The organism is Streptomyces sp. NPDC050145, assembly GCF_044460245.1.
GTDB lineage: Bacteria > Actinomycetota > Actinomycetes > Streptomycetales > Streptomycetaceae > Streptomyces.
Map to the genome: position 1 here is coordinate 188,043 of NZ_JBITJS010000008.1, position 16,944 is coordinate 204,986.

The 16,944-nt window shown below is 72.9% G+C and carries 16 protein-coding genes; 10 read left to right on the forward strand and 6 right to left on the reverse strand.

The annotated features are described in order from the left end of the window. Positions 1 to 33: 33 nt before the first annotated feature. Both ACIBTU_RS17995 and ACIBTU_RS18000 read right to left on the reverse strand, forming a co-directional pair. Positions 34 to 1,080 carry a S66 peptidase family protein gene (locus ACIBTU_RS17995; RefSeq protein WP_399127207.1) on the reverse strand — a complete coding sequence of 349 codons (1,047 nt, stop codon included), beginning with the start codon at positions 1,078 to 1,080 and terminating at the stop codon, positions 34 to 36. Positions 1,081 to 1,154: 74 nt separating this feature from the next. Then, positions 1,155 to 2,273: a PP2C family protein-serine/threonine phosphatase gene (locus ACIBTU_RS18000; RefSeq protein ID WP_399127208.1), complete on the reverse strand. Its 1,119-nt coding sequence runs from the start codon at positions 2,271 to 2,273 to the stop codon at positions 1,155 to 1,157. Positions 2,274 to 2,432: 159 nt separating this feature from the next. On the opposite strand from ACIBTU_RS18000, the gene ACIBTU_RS18005 reads away from it, so the two are divergent. Further along, positions 2,433 to 3,242: a VOC family protein gene (locus tag ACIBTU_RS18005; RefSeq protein ID WP_399127209.1), complete on the forward strand. Its 810-nt coding sequence runs from the start codon at positions 2,433 to 2,435 to the stop codon at positions 3,240 to 3,242. 33 nt (positions 3,243 to 3,275) lie between these two features. On the opposite strand, the gene ACIBTU_RS18010 is transcribed toward ACIBTU_RS18005, so the two are convergent. Then, positions 3,276 to 3,659 (reverse strand): recombinase family protein, encoded by a 384-nt coding sequence (locus tag ACIBTU_RS18010; RefSeq protein WP_399127210.1) that lies wholly within the window; start codon positions 3,657 to 3,659, stop codon positions 3,276 to 3,278. Positions 3,660 to 3,771: 112 nt separating this feature from the next. Further along, a complete protein-coding gene (locus ACIBTU_RS18015; protein WP_399127211.1) occupies positions 3,772 to 4,230 on the reverse strand; it encodes an ATP-binding protein in 459 nt (152 codons plus the stop codon). Between the two features lie 316 nt (positions 4,231 to 4,546). On the opposite strand from ACIBTU_RS18015, the gene ACIBTU_RS18020 reads away from it, so the two are divergent. The 4 genes from ACIBTU_RS18020 (at position 4,547) to ACIBTU_RS18035 (ending at position 6,987) form a co-directional block, all read left to right on the forward strand. Continuing rightward, on the forward strand, positions 4,547 to 5,413 hold the full coding sequence (locus ACIBTU_RS18020; RefSeq protein ID WP_399127212.1) for a helix-turn-helix domain-containing protein: 867 nt from the start codon (positions 4,547 to 4,549) through the stop codon (positions 5,411 to 5,413). Continuing rightward, positions 5,410 to 5,661: a DUF397 domain-containing protein gene (locus tag ACIBTU_RS18025; RefSeq protein WP_188335745.1), complete on the forward strand. Its 252-nt coding sequence runs from the start codon at positions 5,410 to 5,412 to the stop codon at positions 5,659 to 5,661. Before ACIBTU_RS18020 ends, ACIBTU_RS18025 begins: the two co-directional genes overlap by 4 nt. Positions 5,662 to 5,764: 103 nt before the next feature. Further along, positions 5,765 to 6,580, forward strand: coding sequence for an SAM-dependent methyltransferase (locus ACIBTU_RS18030; RefSeq protein WP_399127213.1), 816 nt, complete (start codon positions 5,765 to 5,767; stop codon positions 6,578 to 6,580). A gap of 29 nt (positions 6,581 to 6,609) precedes the next feature. Next, complete coding sequence (locus ACIBTU_RS18035) at positions 6,610 to 6,987, forward strand: S1 RNA-binding domain-containing protein (RefSeq protein ID WP_399127214.1); 378 nt, start codon at positions 6,610 to 6,612, stop codon at positions 6,985 to 6,987. Here the strand turns inward: ACIBTU_RS18035 and ACIBTU_RS18040 are convergent. Both ACIBTU_RS18040 and ACIBTU_RS18045 read right to left on the reverse strand, forming a co-directional pair. Continuing rightward, a complete protein-coding gene (locus tag ACIBTU_RS18040; protein WP_399127215.1) occupies positions 6,972 to 7,835 on the reverse strand; it encodes a hypothetical protein in 864 nt (287 codons plus the stop codon). The two genes, ACIBTU_RS18035 and ACIBTU_RS18040, sit on opposite strands and share 16 nt — an antisense overlap. Positions 7,836 to 7,859: 24 nt before the next feature. After that, positions 7,860 to 8,738 (reverse strand): LysR substrate-binding domain-containing protein, encoded by an 879-nt coding sequence (locus tag ACIBTU_RS18045; RefSeq protein WP_399127216.1) that lies wholly within the window; start codon positions 8,736 to 8,738, stop codon positions 7,860 to 7,862. Between the two features lie 209 nt (positions 8,739 to 8,947). Here ACIBTU_RS18045 and ACIBTU_RS18050 point away from each other — a divergent pair, with 209 nt between their 5' ends. From ACIBTU_RS18050 to ACIBTU_RS18070, 5 genes are all read left to right on the forward strand, one after another. Continuing rightward, a complete protein-coding gene (locus ACIBTU_RS18050) occupies positions 8,948 to 10,129 on the forward strand; it encodes a mandelate racemase/muconate lactonizing enzyme family protein (protein ID WP_399127217.1) in 1,182 nt (393 codons plus the stop codon). Between the two features lie 344 nt (positions 10,130 to 10,473). Further along, the gene (gene kdgD / locus ACIBTU_RS18055) at positions 10,474 to 11,400 is read left to right on the forward strand and encodes a 5-dehydro-4-deoxyglucarate dehydratase (protein WP_399127218.1); all 927 of its coding nucleotides are present in this window, start codon (positions 10,474 to 10,476) and stop codon (positions 11,398 to 11,400) included. 51 nt (positions 11,401 to 11,451) lie between these two features. After that, complete coding sequence (locus tag ACIBTU_RS18060; protein WP_399127219.1) at positions 11,452 to 13,083, forward strand: aldehyde dehydrogenase (NADP(+)); 1,632 nt, start codon at positions 11,452 to 11,454, stop codon at positions 13,081 to 13,083. Between the two features lie 24 nt (positions 13,084 to 13,107). Continuing rightward, positions 13,108 to 15,105 carry an APC family permease gene (locus tag ACIBTU_RS18065; RefSeq protein WP_399127220.1) on the forward strand — a complete coding sequence of 666 codons (1,998 nt, stop codon included), beginning with the start codon at positions 13,108 to 13,110 and terminating at the stop codon, positions 15,103 to 15,105. 88 nt (positions 15,106 to 15,193) lie between these two features. Further along, positions 15,194 to 16,927 (forward strand): serine/threonine-protein kinase, encoded by a 1,734-nt coding sequence (locus tag ACIBTU_RS18070; protein WP_399127221.1) that lies wholly within the window; start codon positions 15,194 to 15,196, stop codon positions 16,925 to 16,927. The last annotated feature ends 17 nt before the right edge of the window (positions 16,928 to 16,944 follow it).

Sequence of the window (16,944 nt, forward strand, 5' to 3'; positions counted from 1 at the left end):
GCTGAGCGTGCCCTTCTGAGCGGGGCGGCCGGATCAGTACGTCACGGTGATGCGTCGGGCCGGGCCGTCTACGCGGACCGAACCCCCGTAGGGGATGATCAGTTGGGGGTCCGTGTGGCCCAGGTCCACGTCGAAGACCGCCATCGTGTGCGGGGCGTACGTGGCCAGGGCGCGGAGGACCGCCTCGCGCTGCTGGTCGGCGTAGTGGCGTCGGGCCTGAAGGTCGTTCGGGTGCTCGAAGGACCAGGACTTGGCGCGGCCCATCAGGAGGGCGGGGAAGCGGGCCAGCAGGCCGCGCTCGCCCATGCTGCGCAGGATCCGGTGGACCTCCTCGGCGCGCGGCAGCTCCTCGGACGTCTCCAGGAACAGCACGTCGCCCTCGTAGGCGGACACGTCCCGTGCGATCTCGCGGTCGGCCATCAGGAGCCAGGAGAGGATCTCCAGGTTGCCGCCCCAGGCGCGGCCCTCGACCGTGCGCTCGGGGCGGTGCCAGATCCAGCCGCCGGCCGGCTCCGAGTCCGGCTCCGCCTCGAAGGTGGCGGGGTCCGCCCAGTCGCGGTCGGTGTCGCGGTAGCGCTCGGCGGGCCGGAGTTCGTAGGGGCCGTGCGTGAACAGGGCGGCGCGCAGGGAGTCGGCGGTCAGCGGGTGGAGGCTGTGCGGGCGGCCGAACTCGGTCATCACGCAGCCGCCGTGATAGCCGACGATGCCCAGGTTCCGCAGGAACAGCAGCAGGTTGGTGTTGTCGCTGAAGCCGAAGAACGGCTTCGGGTGGGCACGGATCAGCTCACGGTCGAGGTACGGGAGCACGGTGAGCTGGTCGTCGCCGCCGATGCTGGCCACCACCGCCTTGACGGTCGGGTCCGCGAACGCGGCATGGAGGTCCTCGGCGCGCTGCTGCGGCGTGGCGTCCAGCTTCCGGGTCGCCGGGTACTCGACGGGCTCCAGGCCGAACTCCGTACGCAGCCGTTCGAGACCGAGCTCGTACGGGAGCGGGAGGGCGCCCGGGAGACCGGAGGACGGGGAGACGACCGCGACGCGGTCGCCGGGCACGGGCTTGGGCGGATACTCGGGCGGCTTCATCCGCCGAGGATAGGAATCCGGCTCACGGCGCGCACCCGCGTTTCTTCGGGTTCCCCGGGCGGGGCCGGGCGGCCTCAGTTCGCCCCGGGCTCGACGGGCCGCCCGATCGCGATCATGGCGGCGTCGTCGTCGAGGTGCCCGCCCACATACCGCAGCAGATCGCCGCGCAGGCGGTGCAGGAACCGGTCGGGGTCCTTCTCGGCCCAGCCGGTGACGCGCTCGGTGAGCGGATAGAAGGGGCCGCCGGGCTCGCGGGCCTCCGTCACGCCGTCGGTGTAGAGCAGCAGGAGCTCGCCCGGCTCGAAGGGGAAGCTGTCGACGCGGTAGCGGGCCTGCGTCATCTCGCCCAGGCCCAGCGGGGGCGCGGGCCGGGAGGCGTCCATGCTCGTGGGCCGGCCGTCGCGCAGGACGATCGGCGGCGGGTGCCCGCAGGAGATCATCTGGACGGCGCCTCCGTCGTCGGGGATGTCGAGGAAGACGGCGGTGATGAAGGTTTCCCCGGGGCGGAGCGTCTCGCCGGGCTCCATCAGGTCCCAGCACACGCTCCGGTCCAGATAGGCCACCAACTCCCCGAGGCCCGCCTGGCGATGGGCCGCGCCGCGGAACGCCCCGAGCAGCAGCGCGGCGTCGCTCACCGCGGTGAGTCCCTTGCCCCGTACGTCACCGACCATCAGCCGCGTACCGGAGGTGGTCCGAGCCGCCGCGTACAGATCTCCGCCGATCTGCGCCTCGGCCTCCGCCGCGAGATAGCGCGAGGCGACGCGCAGGGGCCCGATGCGGCTGGGCAGCGGCGGCAGCACACCGCGCTGGGCGGCCTCGGACACGGACCGCACCCGCATCAGCTCCTCCGCCCTGCGGTCCCGCACGACGCAGAAGACCACGAGGCAGATCCCCACCAGGGCCAGGGCGATGATCTGCGCCTGGTGATTGGCCGAGAACAGTGTGTCGGGGTCACGCAGCACTCCGATGAGCGCCTGCGCGAGCACCGCCAGCGCGGCCACGGCTCCCACGGTCCGGGGGCCGCCGAACGACGGGGTGATCGCCGGTGCCGCGACCAGGAGCGGCCCGAGGTGTACGTCGGGCGGCGCGAGGACGTCGATCACGACGACCGCGACGATCCACGCGATCGGCACGACGACCAGCGAACGGCTCGCCCGCGCCGGCCCTCGGAGCCCCTCGGATCGCTGTGGCATGACTCCTGACTACACCGCGCCCGTCCGGCTCGCACCAGCTGGCATGCTCCCGACCACGGCTCACCTGCGCGGACGCCCGTCGGGGGCACGGCCGAGGGGCGGGTGTCGGTCGCCGGTGGCAGGCTGGGCCCCGTACGGCATCTGCGAAAGGAAAGGCCCATGATCACCACCGATTTCGCCCCCGGCACGCCCTGCTGGCTCGACCTCGGTGCGCCCGACGTGCCGGCCGCGGCGGCCTTCTACCGCGCCACGCTCGGCTGGGAGTACGAGCCCATGAGCGGCGGCGGGGAGGACATGGAAGGCGGGATGTTCCGCAAGGACGGGGAGATCGTCGCCGGTCTGGGCAAGCTCACCGAGCAGGGCGCCCGTCCCGCCTGGATGATCTACTACACCGTCACCGACGCGGACGCGACGACCGAGGCCGTGGAGCGTGCCGGAGGCACCGTGCGCGTCCCGCCGAGGGACCTCGGCGAGTGGGGTCGCATGGCCCAGTACAGCGATCCGCTGGGCGGGCAGTTCGCCGCCTGGCAGCCCGGCACGGACACGGGCGTCGGCCGGGTCGGCGCGCCCGGATCGCTGTCCTGGACGGAGCTCTACACGACCGACGCCAAGGGCGCCCAGGAGTTCTACGGCACCGTTTTCGGCTGGCAGTTCTCCGACATGGAGCTGCCGGGCGGCGGCGGCACGTACACCCTCATCACGCCCGCGGGCCTGCCCCCGGAGCGTATGCAGGGCGGCCTCATGGAGCTCCCCGCGGAGCACCTCGCGCTCGCGGACGGACGTCCGTACTGGCACCCGGTGTTCGACGTCGTCGACTGCGACGCCACGGTCGCGCAGGTGACCGGGCACGGCGGCAGTGTCCAGATGGGCCCGGACGACGCCCCGGGCGTGGGCCGGCTGGCCGTGTGTCTCGACCCGTCCCGTGCGGACTTCGTCGTGCTGACCCCGGAGGCGCCGGCCTCGAAGTGACGTGACACGGCGAGGGGACGGGCGGGGCCGGCGTCAGCAGGCCTCGCCGGTCCGCGCCGACAGGGGTCCCCACGTGTAGCGGAGACGGACTCCGTGGTCGCGGAGCCAGTCGGTCTCCCGGTGCCGGAGTTCGTGCGCGGACTCCGGCGCGATGGCGCTGGGCCAGCGGACCAGGACCGCGGTGACGTCGCCCGTCTGCACGAGCTGCTTCACCCGGCGCCAGCCGGTGCGCCGGGCCGGGTCGGGCTCGCCGTAGGTGTCGGTGACGACCTCGGCGATCGTCATACCGCGCTCCCGGGCGAACGCGTGGCCTTCGGTCCGCGCGCACTGCGTGGCCGGTCCCGGCAGGCCCGGGGTCCGGTCGGCACACACGTACAGCACGACGGGTCGGGAAGCGGTGTCGCTGTGGGGGGTCATGGGCGCCTTCTGCCGGTCGGTCGGGGGGAGGGGGCGCCCCACCGCGCGAAGGGGACGCGGCGGGGCCTTGCGGTGGTCAGGGTTGGGCGGGCTTTCAGGGGTGGGCGGGCTGTCAGAGGTGGGCCGTCAACTCCGCCCAGACGACCTTGCCTTCGGCCCGCGTCGAGCGCGCCGAGCCCCAGCGGTCCGCGAGCTGCTGGACGAGGAACAGTCCCCGCCCGTTCTCCTCGCCGGGCCCCGCGCGGTGCGCTGTCGGAGGGACCGGTACGGGGCCCTCGTCGTGCAGTTCGATGCGCAGGCGCCCCTCGTCGCCGGTCAGCGTGAGGCCGCACAGGACCCGGCCGCCGTCGGTGTGCAGCACCGCGTTCGTCGTCAGCTCGGAGACCAGGAGCACCGCGTCGCAGCACGTGTCGCCGGGCACCTCCCAGGCACGGAGCCGGTCGCGCACGGTGTCGCGGGCCGATCGCGCGCTGGTGCGCAGGGCGGGCAGGCCGAACCAGTACTCCCGGGGCCGGGGCTGCGTGCTCGTCGCTAAGGCGGGGGCCGGGGCCGAGGGCGTGGGCAGATGCACGGGGGTCGCCTTCCAGTGCCGTCCGAGGGGCGGGCGCGGTGTGGGGACGCGGGCCGCGGCTCGCGCGGTGAGCGGTGCGTGCCGGGCCGGACCCCCTGCGCCGGGGCGCGGACGACGGCATCGGCATCGGGCGGCCCCTCGGGGCCGGATGCCGCGTCGAAGCTGTGACTCGACCGCTCACATGGCCACTATGCGCGTGATCACGTTCAGGCTGCAACCGACTCCCTGATAATTTCAGCAGCGCGGGTATCACCCTGGCGTCGCCTTCAAGTCACTGCCAGAATGGCGATATTGATGATCCTTCAGGAGGTTGGGCGTGAGTGAAGCCCGGTCCGGCACCAGCGCGCCGACGGTTCTGCGCATGATCCTCGGCCGCAGGCTGCAGGACATGCGGCTGGCCGCCGGCGCCTCGCTGGACGACGCGGCCAGGGCTCTGCGCGTGAAGTCCCTGACGATCCGTCGGCTGGAGAAGGCCGAGGTCGCTCTCAAACCTCTCTACATGGAGAAGCTCCTCGAGACGTACGGCGCGGGCCGCCAGGAGATCGAGGAGTTCGTCGACCTGGCCGAGCAGGCCAACGAGCCGGGCTGGTGGCACTCCTACCGCGACGCCGTCCCCAGCTGGTTCACCGCCTACGTCAGTCTGGAGACCGGCGCCAAGACGCTGCGCACCTACGAACCCCAGTACGTCACCGGCCTGCTGCAGACCGCCGACTACGCGCGCGCGGTGCTGCGCGGCGGCCTGCCGAACGGCAGCGAGGAGGACCTCGACCGGCGCGTGGAGCTGCGGCTGCGCCGCCAGAGTCTGCTGGAGAAGCCCGACGCGCCCACGCTGTGGGTGGTCATGGAGGAAGCGGTCCTGCACCGGGTGGTGGGCGGACCGGATGTGATGCGCGAGCAGATCGACTGGCTCCTGGAGGCGTCCGAGCTCGCGCACATCAGCCTCGACATCGTGCCCTTCGCCGCGGGCGCCCATGTCGGGGCGTGTGCCCCGTTCACGTATTTCCGGTTCGAGGAACCCGAGCTGCCCGACATCGTCTACAGCGAGCTGCTGTCCGCGTCCGTGTACCTGGACCAGCGCGTCGACGTCGTCGCCCATCTCGAGGCGCACTCCCGCATGGCGCTGAAGACGTCGTCGGAGGACAGCAAGGCGCTCCTGAACCGCATGCGCAAGGAGTACTCATGACGATCACCGACGAGGGCGTCTACAACGGGATGCCGGCCCGCGACCTCGGGGAGCAGGGCTGGGAGCGCCCCTGGAGCGGGCCGAACGGCGGTCAGTGCGTCGAGACGAAGCTGCTCGCCGACGGCCGGGTGGCCGTACGGCAGTCGACCGACCCCGCCGGGCCCGCGCTGATCTACGCGCCGGAGGAGATCGCCGCGTTCGTGCGCGGGGTCAAGGAGGGTCTGGCCGATCACCTGACCGCCGGGTGAACCGGCGGGCACGCGGGGCGACGGCACCGGTCGCGCCCCCTGGCCCACGGGCCGACAGACAGCCGGCGGACATGCCGACGCAGACACACGTGAAGGGGAGCACATGAGCACCAGGCAGGCCGGCCGGGATCTCGACACCAGCAAGGCGCACTCGGCCCGGATGTACGACTACTTCCTCGGCGGCAAGGACCACTTCGAGATCGACAAGGAAGCGGCCCTCGTCGCCGCGCAGGCCCACCCGGGTCTGTACGTGACGGCGCGGGAGAACCGGGCGTTCATGCACCGGGCCACCAGGGTCCTGGCCCAGGAGCACGGCATCCGGCAGTGGCTGGACGTCGGCACCGGCATCCCCACCGAGCCCAATCTGCACCAGGTCGCCCAGTCCGTCGTGCCGGAGGCCCGGGTCGTGTACGCGGACAACGACCCGCTGGTCCTCAAGTACGCCGAGCGCCTCATGCGCAGCACGACGCAGGGCCGCACGGCGTACGTCGAGGCCGATGTCCGGGACCCGGACGCGCTGTTGAACGCGGTGCAGGACGCCGAGGTGCTGGACTTCGACCAGCCGATCGCCCTCTCGCTCAACGCGCTGATGCACTTCATCACCGACCCGCACGACCCGTACGCCATCGTGCGCCGGCTGCTCGACCCGCTCCCGGCGGGCAGCGCGCTCGCCATGAACCACTGCACGCCCGACTTCGACCCCGAGACGTGGAACAAGGTGGCGGAGGTCTACACGAAGTCCGGGTCGCCGGTGCAGTTCCGCAAGCACGACGACGTGCTGCGCTTCTTCGACGGGCTCGACCTCGTCGAGCCCGGCATCGTCTGCTGCCACCGCTGGCGCCCCACGGCGCCCGCCGACGGCACGGAGCCCTCGGACGCGCAGATCAGCCTGTGGGCGGGCGTGGGCATCAAGCGCTGAGGCCCGCACAGGTGCGTTAGCGTCGGGGCATGGACGCGTCCGATCCCTATGCCCGGCTGCGGGCCGAACTCGCCGACGGGCAGCGGCCCGTACCCGCGGCCCGGGCGGGCGAGAATCCGGCTCTGCGGGACTTTCTGCTCGGGCTGGAGCCCGGACAGAGGGTCACCGGGACCGTGGCGGCGGTGGCCGCCTTCGGGGCGTTCGTCCACATCGACGGTGAACCCGAAGGGGCGTGCACGGGCCTGATCCGGATCCCGAACCTGTCCTGGTCGCCGGTCTCCCATCCCTGCGAGGTCGTCGAGCCCGGACTGCGGGTCACGGCCGAGGTGATCGTCGCCGAGCCGGGGTCCGGGCAGGTCTCGCTGTCGTTGAAGGCCGTCACCGGGGACGGTCAGGACGGGCCGTAGCCCGGGTATCCGTCGACGAAGGCCGCGTACAGCAGGTAGACGGTGGCGAGTTCGACGACGAGGCCGAAGAGGATCAGGAACACGGTCACGGCCACGGATCCGGCCTTCTGTCCGCGCGACTCGGGGATCCGCACGATGTGCGGCTTGTCCGGGTGGTAGGCGACCTCGACGGTCGCGCCGCCGCCGCGATGGTGCACGGTCCGGCTCTCTCCGTGCAGGTCCGTGTAGACGTACGTCTGGAACGTGCCGCCCATGATGCGTGACTGTCCGACCCGCCGGGCCTGGACCGTGATGCCCCGGCGCGGCAGGTACCACTGGAGGTAGAGGTCCTCCGCGCCCATCCACGCGTAGGCGAGGCTCGCCGCGCCGACCGGCCCGACCAGCAGGGTGAGGAGCGCGACGATCGGCTGGCCGTGGATGCCGACGGCGAGTGCGAGGGCGAGGAAGACGGAACCGACCGTGGCGATGCCGATGCGCGTCCTGCGCTTGGCTCTGCGTCTTCGTTCCTCGTCCGGGCTCTCGGTCAGGGCCCGCACGACGACCAGCGCCGAGCCGTCGACGGGGTCCGCCCCGGCCGCGCGCTCGGGCAGGACCGCGGTGACCGCTTCGGCGAAGAGCGCCGCGGCGGCCTCGCTCACGTCGTCCAGGCGGTGCACGGCGGGCGCTGTTCCCGTGGGAGCGGTGAGTTCGACGGCGACGGCGCGCCCTTCGGCGTGGATCCGTGCGACGGCGGGGAGCGGGATCCGCACCTCCTCGTCGGAGCGGCGCAGGACGAGTGCCTCGTCCTCGTAACGGAGCGTGGAACCACCGGAGTTGTGGAGGACGGGTATGGGTGAGGTGATCGACATGTGCGCGATCGTAAGGCCGCGCGGTCAGAGGAGGCGCAGCAGGGCGGCGAGTGCCGGGTTGTCGTTGTCCTTGCGCCATACGAGGTCCAGCTCGACCGGGCGGGGATCGTCGGGCAGGTCCAGCGGCCGGTAGGCGACCCCGGCGTACCGCATGTTCGTGGCCGCCTCGGGGACGAGCGCCACGCCCCAGCCGGAGTTGACCAGGGCCAGCATGCTGTGGACCTGGCTGAGGTACTGGACGAAGACGGGGCGCACGCCCGCCGTGTGGAACGTGGTGAGCAGCAGCTCGTGGAAGTAGCGGGCCTCGACGGAGGAGTACATGAGGAACTCCTGGCCGTCGAAGGCGGCCAGTTCGAGCGGCCCGTCGCCCGCCGCCAGCGGGTGGTCGACGGGGAGCGCCGCGACGAGTCCTTCGCGGACGGCGGTGCGGGAGGTCAGGTCCGCGCCGATCGCGGACGGCCGGATGAGCCCGAGGTCGAGGGAGCCCTCGCCGAGGGCCTCCAACTGGTCGCGGGTGACCAGCTCGTGGAGGAGGATCTCGACCTCGGGCAGGGCGCCGCGCGAGGTGGCGAGGAGTTCTCCGAGGGCGGCGTAGGCGCCGGCGGCGGTGAATCCGACGGCGATGGAGCCGGTCTCGCCCGAGGAGACCTGCCGCACGGCGAGCGCGGCGTGCTCGGCCTGGCGGACGATGCGGCGGGCCTCGCCGAGGAAGGACCGGCCGGCCGGGGTGAGGCGCACGGTCCGGTTCGTCCGGTCCAGGAGCCGTACGCCGAGCTCGTGCTCCAGGAGCTGGATCTGCCGGCTCAGCGGCGGCTGGGTCATGCGCAGGCGCTCGGCGGCCCGGGTGAAGTGCAGTTCTTCCGCCACGGCCATGAAGCACGTCAGCTGGGTCAGGGTGAACAAGCGCGTGCTCCCTCGTCGGCCTGTCGGCGGGTCCGGCCACGACTCTGCCATGCGGAGGCACCAATTCCGTCATGCTGTTCTTGGATCGTGACATCCAAAACTTATGTTGGACGTAAATCAATCGCGGGCCTAGCTTCGAAGGCGTCGGGCCCGGCGGTGCCACCGTCCTGCCGGGCCGATCCCCCTCCCCGCCTACCCAGGGACACGATGTGGCGACCACGACGAACACGACACCCGGCAGCTTCCGGACCGCGGGCGAGGCCACGCTCGACCGCGTCGCCTGGCTGCGCCTGTCCTCGGTCACGTTGCCGCTGGCGACCCCGATCAGCGACGCGAAGGTGTTCACCGGCCGGCAGAAGCCGATGACCGAGGTGGCCTTCCTGTTCGTCGAGATCTTGACCGAACAGGGCCATGAGGGCGTCGGGTTCAGCTACTCCAAGCGGGCCGGGGGCCCCGGCCAGTTCGCCCACGCCAAGGAGATCGCCGACCAGCTCATCGGCGAGGACCCGAGCGACATCGGCCGGATCTGGACGAAGCTCGTCTGGGCGGGCGCCTCGGTCGGGCGCAGCGGTCTGGCCACGCAGGCGATCGCCGCGTTCGACGTCGCCCTGTGGGACCTGAAGGCCAAGCGGGCCGGGCTGCCGCTCGCCAAACTCCTGGGCGCCCACCGGGACTCGGTGCGCTGCTACAACACCTCCGGCGGCTTCCTGCACACCCCCACCGAGCAGGTCCTCGACAACGCCACCGCCTCCCTCGCCAGCGGCATCGGCGGCATCAAGATCAAGGTCGGTCACCCGGACGGAAAGTACGACCTCGCCCGTCTGACGGCGCTGCGCGAGCACGTCGGCGACGACGTGCCGCTCATGGTCGACGCCAACCAGCAGTGGGACCGCCCGACGGCGCAGCGGATGGGCCGCGCCCTGGAGGAGTTCGGCCTCGTGTGGATCGAGGAACCGCTCGACGCGTACGACGCGAAGGGGCACGCGGCGCTCGCCGCCTCCCTGGACACGCCCGTCGCCACCGGGGAGATGCTGGCGAGCGTCGCCGAGCACGTGGAGCTGATCCGGCACGACGCCGCCGACGTCATCCAGCCCGACGCGCCCCGTATCGGCGGCATCACCCAGTTCCTCAAGCTCGCCGCGCTCGCCGAGCACCACCAGTTGCAGCTCGCGCCGCACTTCGCGATGGAGATCCACCTCCACCTCGCGGCCGCCTACCCGATCGAGCCGTGGGTCGAGCACTTCGACTGGCTGAAGCCGCTGTTCGAGGAGCGGCTCGAGATCCGCGACGGCCGCATGCACGTCTCGTCCCGCCCCGGACTCGGCTTCACCCTCAGCGACCGGGCCCGCGCCTGGACGGTCGCCACGCACGAGACCGGGCACCGGCCCTGATCACCTGGGCCGTGTCTTCAAACTCCCGCCTGCTTCACGACGTCCGGCACGCTCCCCCACTGCCTCAAGGGCGTGGGAGGTGCCCCCACCCGCCGCACCGGGCGAAGAGCCAAGCAGCTCCGGCTACGAGGGGCTGCCCCCGCACCCTCCCCGGCCTCCGGCCGTGGAGGGCCCCAGAGCACGCACCAACGGTGACATCAGCCGCTCCGCGGCGGGCGCGAAGCCGCCCTCCCGGCGACGCCGGGAGTTCGAAGACACGGCCCAGGGCCCCCGCATCCCGCACTCCCCCGTCCGACTTCCGCGCCCCAGTCACTCCGCGCCCCAGCCACCAGGAGCAGCACCCCATGACGCGCTACACCCCGGCAGAACTCGGCCGCCGCATCGGCTCCGGACTGCTGTCGTTCCCCGTGACGCACTTCGCCGCCGACCTGTCCTTCGACGAGGACGCCTACCGCGAGAACATCGCCCGCCTGGGCAAGTACGACGCCGCGGGGCTCTTCGCCGCGGGCGGCACCGGCGAGTTCTTCTCGCTGACGCCGGCCGAGGTGGACCGGGTCGTCACGGCCGCCGTGCAGAGCGCACCGGAGGGCACTCCCATCCTCGCCCCGGCCGGTTACGGCACCGCCACCGCCGTCGAACTGGCCGTCGCCGCGGAGCGATCCGGCGCCGACGGCATCCTGCTCTTCCCGCCCTACCTCACCGAGGCGGGACAGGAGGGCCTGGCCCGGCACGTCGAGGCGGTCTGCCGCGCCACGTCCCTCGGCGTGATCATCTACAGCCGCGCCAACGCCGTGTACGCGGCCGAGACCGTCGCCCGCCTCGCCGACAGCTGCCCGAACCTCATCGGCTACAAGGACGGCGTCGGCGACATCGACACCGTCACCCGCATCCACGCCCGGCTCGGCGACCGCCTCACCTACATCGGCGGCCTGCCCACCGCCGAGACCTACGCGCTGCCCTACCTCCAGCTCGGCGTGACCACGTACTCGTCGGCGATCTTCAACTTCCTGCCGGAGTTCGCCCTCGACTTCTACACGGCCGTACGCGAACTGCGGCAGGCCGACGTCACCCGCATGCTGGCCGAGTTCGTGCTGCCCTACACCGAGATCCGCAACCGGCAGGCCGGCTACGCGGTCAGCATCGTCAAGGCCGGCATGACCGCCACGGGTCACCCGGCGGGCCCGGTCCGCGCCCCGCTCACCGATCTGACCCCGCGGGAGCTCGACGAGTTGACGGCCCTGATCGCCCGGGTCCGCCCCGCCGCGGCCTGACCCCGGCCCGACGCCCCGACCCCGCCCGCTCCCCACCGCCGAGGAAGCCCCATGAACCCCGCGTCCCCGTCCCCTCAGCCCGTTCCCCCGCCGGCCGCCGAGCTGACCGGCGCGATGTTCATCGGCGGCCGCCGTGTCACCGGTACGGGCGCCCCGGCCCGCTCGCACGACGCCCGGACCGGCACACCGCTCGAACCCGCCTACCCGGGCGGCACCCAGGAGGACGTCGCCGCGGCCTGCGCGGCCGCGGAGGACGCCTTCGACCCGTACCGGTCGCTCCACCCCGCGGACCGGGCCCGCTTCCTGGAGACGGTCGCCCACCATCTGACCGGGCTCAGTGACGCCCTCGTCGCCCGCGCCCACCAGGAGACCGGCCTCCCGGTGGCCCGGCTGACCGGTGAAGTGGCCCGCACGGCAGGCCAGTTGAGGATGTTCGCCCGGGTCCTCACCGAGGGGAGCTGGCTGGGCGCGCGCATCGACCCGGCGCAGCCCGGCCGCACCCCGCAGCCGCGCCCCGACATCCGTCAGCGACAGATCCCGCTGGGCCCCGTCGCGGTCTTCGGCGCGAGCAACTTCCCGCTCGCGTTCTCCGTACTCGGCGGGGACACCGCCTCCGCCCTCGCCGCCGGCTGCCCCGTCGTCGTCAAGGCCCACGACGCCCATCTCGGCACGAGTGAACTCGCCGCGCAGGCCGTCCACGCGGCCGTCGTCGCGCACGGGCTGCCGGACGGCGTCTTCTCCCTCCTCGTCGGCGACGGCCCCACCCTGGGCACCCAGTTGGTCACCGACCCACGCATCCAGGCCGTGGCGTTCACCGGCTCGCGCGCCGTCGGTCTCGCGCTGGCCCGCACCGCCGCGGCCCGCCCGCAACCCGTTCCGGTGTACGCCGAGATGAGCAGCGTCAACCCCGTCGTCCTCCTGCCGGGCGCGCTCGCCGAACGGGCCGCGCCGCTCGCCGAGGAGTTCGTGACCTCGCTGACGCTCGGCGCCGGACAGTTCTGCACCAACCCCGGGCTGCTGCTCGCCGTGGACGGCCCGGACCTCGACACGTTCCTCGACGTGGCGGGGCGCGCCGTCGCGGCCGACGCGGGCGCCACCATGCTCACCCCGCGCATCGCGCGGGCCTACCGGACCGAGACCGACACCGTGGCCTCGCGTCCCGGGGTCGAGGTCCTCGCCCGCGGGGCGCTGCCCGACTCCGCGAGCCCCGGGCAGGCCGTCCTGATGACCGTCGCGGCGAAGGACGTGATCGCCGATCCCGAGGCGCAGCGCGAGATGTTCGGCGCCGCCGCGCTCGTCGTACGGTGTACGGACCTGGCCGAACTCACCGAGACCGTGCGATCTCTCGAGGGCCAGCTCACCGCGACCCTGCACACGGCGACCTGCGACACCGAGGACGCCCGCGCCCTGCTCCCGCTGCTGGAGCGCAAGGCCGGCCGGGTCCTCGCCGGCGGCTGGCCGACCGGCGTCGAGGTCGGCCACGCCATGGTCCACGGCGGCCCGTACCCGGCCACGACCGACGCCCGCACGACGTCCGTCGGCTCCCGCGCCCTCGAACGCTTCCTGCGGCCCGTCGCCTACCAGGACGTGCCGCACGAGCTCCTGCCCGCCGCGCTGCGCGACGACAACCCGTACGGCATCCCGAGGCGCGTCGACGGGGACATCGAGCTCCCTGGTCCGTGAGCCCGTGCGGCCTATGCTCACTTCGTGCCAAAGGTGACCGATGTACTCAAACGGTTGGTGATCGGTCGGGCGCGGCGCAGCGAGGAGTTGACGGAGACTCTGCTGCCGAAGCGGATCGCGCTGCCGATCTTCGCCTCGGACCCGCTCTCCTCGGTGGCGTACGCCACGCAGGAGATCCTGCTGGTGCTGACGCTCGGCGGCCTCGCGTATCTGCACTTCACCCCGTGGATCGCGGCCGCCGTCGTCGCGCTGATGGCGGTCGTGGTCCTGTCGTACCGTCAGGTGGTCCAGGCGTATCCGAGCGGCGGCGGCTCCTACGAGGTCGTGTCGACGAACATCGGGCCGCGGGCCGGGCTCGTGGTGGCCGCGTCGCTGCTCGTCGACTACGTGATGACGGTGGCGGTGTCGGTGGCGTCCGGGGTCGACAACATCATCTCGGCGCTGCCGTCGCTCGCCGCGCACCGGGTGCTGATGGCCGTCGGCTTCGTCGTGCTGCTCACGGCGATGAACCTGCGGGGCGTGCGGGAGTCGGGCCGGCTGTTCGCGGCTCCCACGTACCTGTTCATCGGCGGCGTGCTGATCATGGTCGGCACGGGGCTGCTGCGGTATCTGCTCGGGGACGCGCCGGTCGCGGAGAGCGCGGCGTACGGCGTGACGCCCAAGGAAGGGAACACGCAACTGGCCGGTCTGGCGCTCACCATGCTCGTCCTGCGAGCCTTCTCCAGCGGGTGCACGGCCCTGACCGGTGTCGAGGCCGTCTCCAACGGCGTACCGGCCTTCCGCCGGCCCAAGGCGCGGAACGCGGCGACGACGCTGGCCGTGATGGGCGCCCTCGCGGTCGTCATGTTCGCCGGGGTGACCGTCCTCGCGCTCGTCGCCGACGTGCACGTGGCGCAGGACCCCTGCCGGCTGACCGGGCTCGCCGGCGACTGCCACGGACACAGCCAGCGCACCGTCATCGCCCAGCTCGCGGCCGCCGTCTTCGGCGGCCACGACAGCGTCGGCTTCTACTACATCCAGGCGGCGACGGCACTGGTCCTCGTCCTCGCCGCGAACACCGCGTTCAACGGCTTCCCGCTGCTGTGCTCGATCCTGGCCCAGAACAGCTATCTGCCGCGCCAGTTGCACAAACGCGGCGACCGGCTCGCGTTCTCCAACGGCATCCTGGCGCTCGCCCTGGTCACGTGTCTGCTCCTGTGGGGCTACGACGCGAACGTGACCAGCCTGATCCACCTCTACATCCTCGGCGTGTTCACCTCCTTCACGCTGTCCCAGACCGGCATGGTCCGGCACTGGAACCGCGAGCTGCGCGCCACGACCGAGCCCGCGCGACGGCGCCGCCACCATGTGTCGCGCGCGGTCAACGCGACCGGCGCCGTCGTCACCGGTCTGGTCCTTGTGATCGTGCTGGCCACGAAGTTCACCGAGGGCGCCTGGCTCGCCGTCCTCGTCGCGGCGCTGCTGTGGCAGTTGATGCGGTCGATCCGGCGGCACTACGACCGTTTCGCCGCCGAACTCGCGGTCGCGGACCCGGAGACCGAGCGCCGGCTGCCGTCCCGCGTCCTGGCGATCGTGCTCGTCTCCACGGTCCGCAAGCCGACCCTGCGGGCGCTGGCGTACGCGCGCTCGTTCCACCCCGCCGAGCTGGAGGCGCTGACCGTCGCGGTCGACGCGGCGAGCCTGGAACGGCTCGAACGGCAGTGGGAGGAGTTCGAGATCGACGTGCCGCTGAAGGTCCTGCAGTCCCCGTACCGCGAGATCACCCGGCCGGTCGTCGAGTACGTACGGTCCGTGCGGCGCGCGGGGCCCCGGGACGTGCTCGCGGTGTTCATCCCCGAGTACGTCGTCGGTCACTGGTGGGAGAACCTGCTGCACAACCAGACGGCGCTGTGGCTCAAGAGCCGGCTGCTGTTCACGCCGGGCGTGATGGTGGTGAGCGTCCCCTGGCAGCTCACCTCCTCCGCGCGCGCCGACCGCCCCGCCGCCCGCGCCCCCGGGGCCTCCCGCCGGGGCGAGCCGTGAGCACGGTCCGCTCACCGGGACGACGACGCGCTGTCACCGGCAGTCGCTAGGCTGCAACCCGGCACACCTTCGGAGACTGTGACGGGGTATGAGCGAGTACACGGGGGAGGCGGGCGACGGGCGGCTGGTCGCCGGCCGGTATCGCATCGTCGGGCGGCTCGGCCGCGGCGGCATGGGCACGGTGTGGCGCGCGGTCGACGAGACGCTGCGCCGCGAGGTCGCCGTCAAGGAACTCCGGTCGTTCAGCGACGCGGACGCGCGGGACCTGGCCGAGCAGCGGCTGCGGATGCAGCGGGAGGCGCGGGCCGCCGCCCGGGTGCGGCACCCCGGTGTGGTCTCCGTGTACGACGTGACCGAGCACGAGGGCCGGCCGGTCATCGTGATGGAGCTGGTCGACGGGCCCTCGCTCGACGGACTGCTGCGCGAGCGCGGCGCGTTGGAGCCGGCCGAGGCGGCCCGGATCGGCGCCCAAGTCACGGACGCGCTGGCGGCGGCGCACGCCGTCGGTGTCCTGCACCGGGACGTGAAGCCGGGCAACATCCTGCTGGAGCGCACCGGCCGGGTCGTCCTCACCGACTTCGGCATCGCGGCCATGGACGAGCCCGACGACGGCGCCGCGACGCGGCTCACCCGCAGCGGTGAGGTGATCGGCTCGCTCGACTATCTGTCGCCCGAGCGGGCGCGGGGCGGCGAGCCGGGCCCGGAAGCGGACGTGTGGGCGCTGGGCGCGACGCTGTACGCGGCCGTCGAAGGGGTGTCCCCGTTCCGGCGGACCTCGACCTGGTCGACGATAACGGCGATCGTGTCGGACCCCCTGCCGCCGCCGCGGCGGGCCGGTGCGCTCCTGACGCCCGCGCTCGCCGAGCTGCTGGAGAAGGATCCCGCGCTGCGCGCCGACGCGGTCCGCGCGGCCCAGTTGCTGCACGCGGTGGCCGCGGGGCAGCCGCTGCCGCCGGGGTCACCGGACACGGTACGGCTGGGCCGCGCGGCGCCGGTCGCGCCCGCGCCCGCGCCCGTAGGACAGTTCGGGCCGCCGCAGGGGCCGGAGACCGCGCCGTCGACGCCCGTCCACAGCCCTGCCCCGCCGCCCGGCTCCGAGGCCGACACCGAGCGGCGGAAGGTCGGGGGGCGGCGCAGGGCCGCCGTCGCCGGGGCCGTCGCGGCGGTGCTGCTCGCCGGGGCCGGTGCGACGTACCTCGTCACCAGCCGGGGCGGCGGTGACGGCGGCGGGCGCGGCACGGGGGCGGCGGACTCGGCGCACCCGGGCGCGCGGCACACCCCGGGCGGCGACGAGTCCGGCTCCTCCCAGTTCCCGGAGGACAGCAAGGGGGACGGCAAGAAGGACGGCAAGAAAGACGACCGGCGGGACGGCGACAGCAAGGGCGGCGCGAGCGAGACACCCTCCGCCGACGCCTCCCGCCCGGCCGCCTCCCGGAGCGGATCGCCCACGGCGTCCGCACCGGCCGGCGGGGAGGAATCGGGCGGCGCCCCCTCCGACGGCAGCGGCTCCGGCGGCGGTTCCGACGGCGGTGCGCCCGGCCCGTCCTGCGGAGGTGGCGGAGGCGGCAAGGTGAACTGCGAGGTGTGGCGCTCCGCCACGTCCTACGACTCCGGTCACCGGGCGGTCGGCACCCTGAACTCGGGCACCAACTACTTCTACTGCCAGGCGAAGCTGCCCTACCGGGAGACGTACGGGAAGTGGACGAACGTCTGGTGGGCGAAGACCGACGACGACTCGGGCAACGCGAACGTGTACGTGAGCGCCGTGTACCTCAAGGGCGGCGAGAACGACCAGCCGGTGCCGGGCCTGCGGGTCTGCTGAACTCCTGCCGCGTCCCC

Coding starts and splice junctions, on each gene's coding strand:
- ACIBTU_RS17995 (WP_399127207.1), bottom strand. CDS start 1,080: ATGAAGCCGCCCGAGTATCCGCCCAAGCCCGTGCCCGGCGACCGCGTC.
- ACIBTU_RS18000 (WP_399127208.1), bottom strand. CDS start 2,273: ATGCCACAGCGATCCGAGGGGCTCCGAGGGCCGGCGCGGGCGAGCCGT.
- ACIBTU_RS18005 (WP_399127209.1), top strand. CDS start 2,433: ATGATCACCACCGATTTCGCCCCCGGCACGCCCTGCTGGCTCGACCTC.
- ACIBTU_RS18010 (WP_399127210.1), bottom strand. CDS start 3,659: ATGACCCCCCACAGCGACACCGCTTCCCGACCCGTCGTGCTGTACGTG.
- ACIBTU_RS18025 (WP_188335745.1), top strand. CDS start 5,410: ATGACGATCACCGACGAGGGCGTCTACAACGGGATGCCGGCCCGCGAC.
- ACIBTU_RS18030 (WP_399127213.1), top strand. CDS start 5,765: ATGAGCACCAGGCAGGCCGGCCGGGATCTCGACACCAGCAAGGCGCAC.
- ACIBTU_RS18035 (WP_399127214.1), top strand. CDS start 6,610: ATGGACGCGTCCGATCCCTATGCCCGGCTGCGGGCCGAACTCGCCGAC.
- ACIBTU_RS18040 (WP_399127215.1), bottom strand. CDS start 7,835: ATGTCGATCACCTCACCCATACCCGTCCTCCACAACTCCGGTGGTTCC.
- kdgD (WP_399127218.1), top strand. CDS start 10,474: ATGACGCGCTACACCCCGGCAGAACTCGGCCGCCGCATCGGCTCCGGA.
- ACIBTU_RS18060 (WP_399127219.1), top strand. CDS start 11,452: ATGAACCCCGCGTCCCCGTCCCCTCAGCCCGTTCCCCCGCCGGCCGCC.
- ACIBTU_RS18070 (WP_399127221.1), top strand. CDS start 15,194: ATGAGCGAGTACACGGGGGAGGCGGGCGACGGGCGGCTGGTCGCCGGC.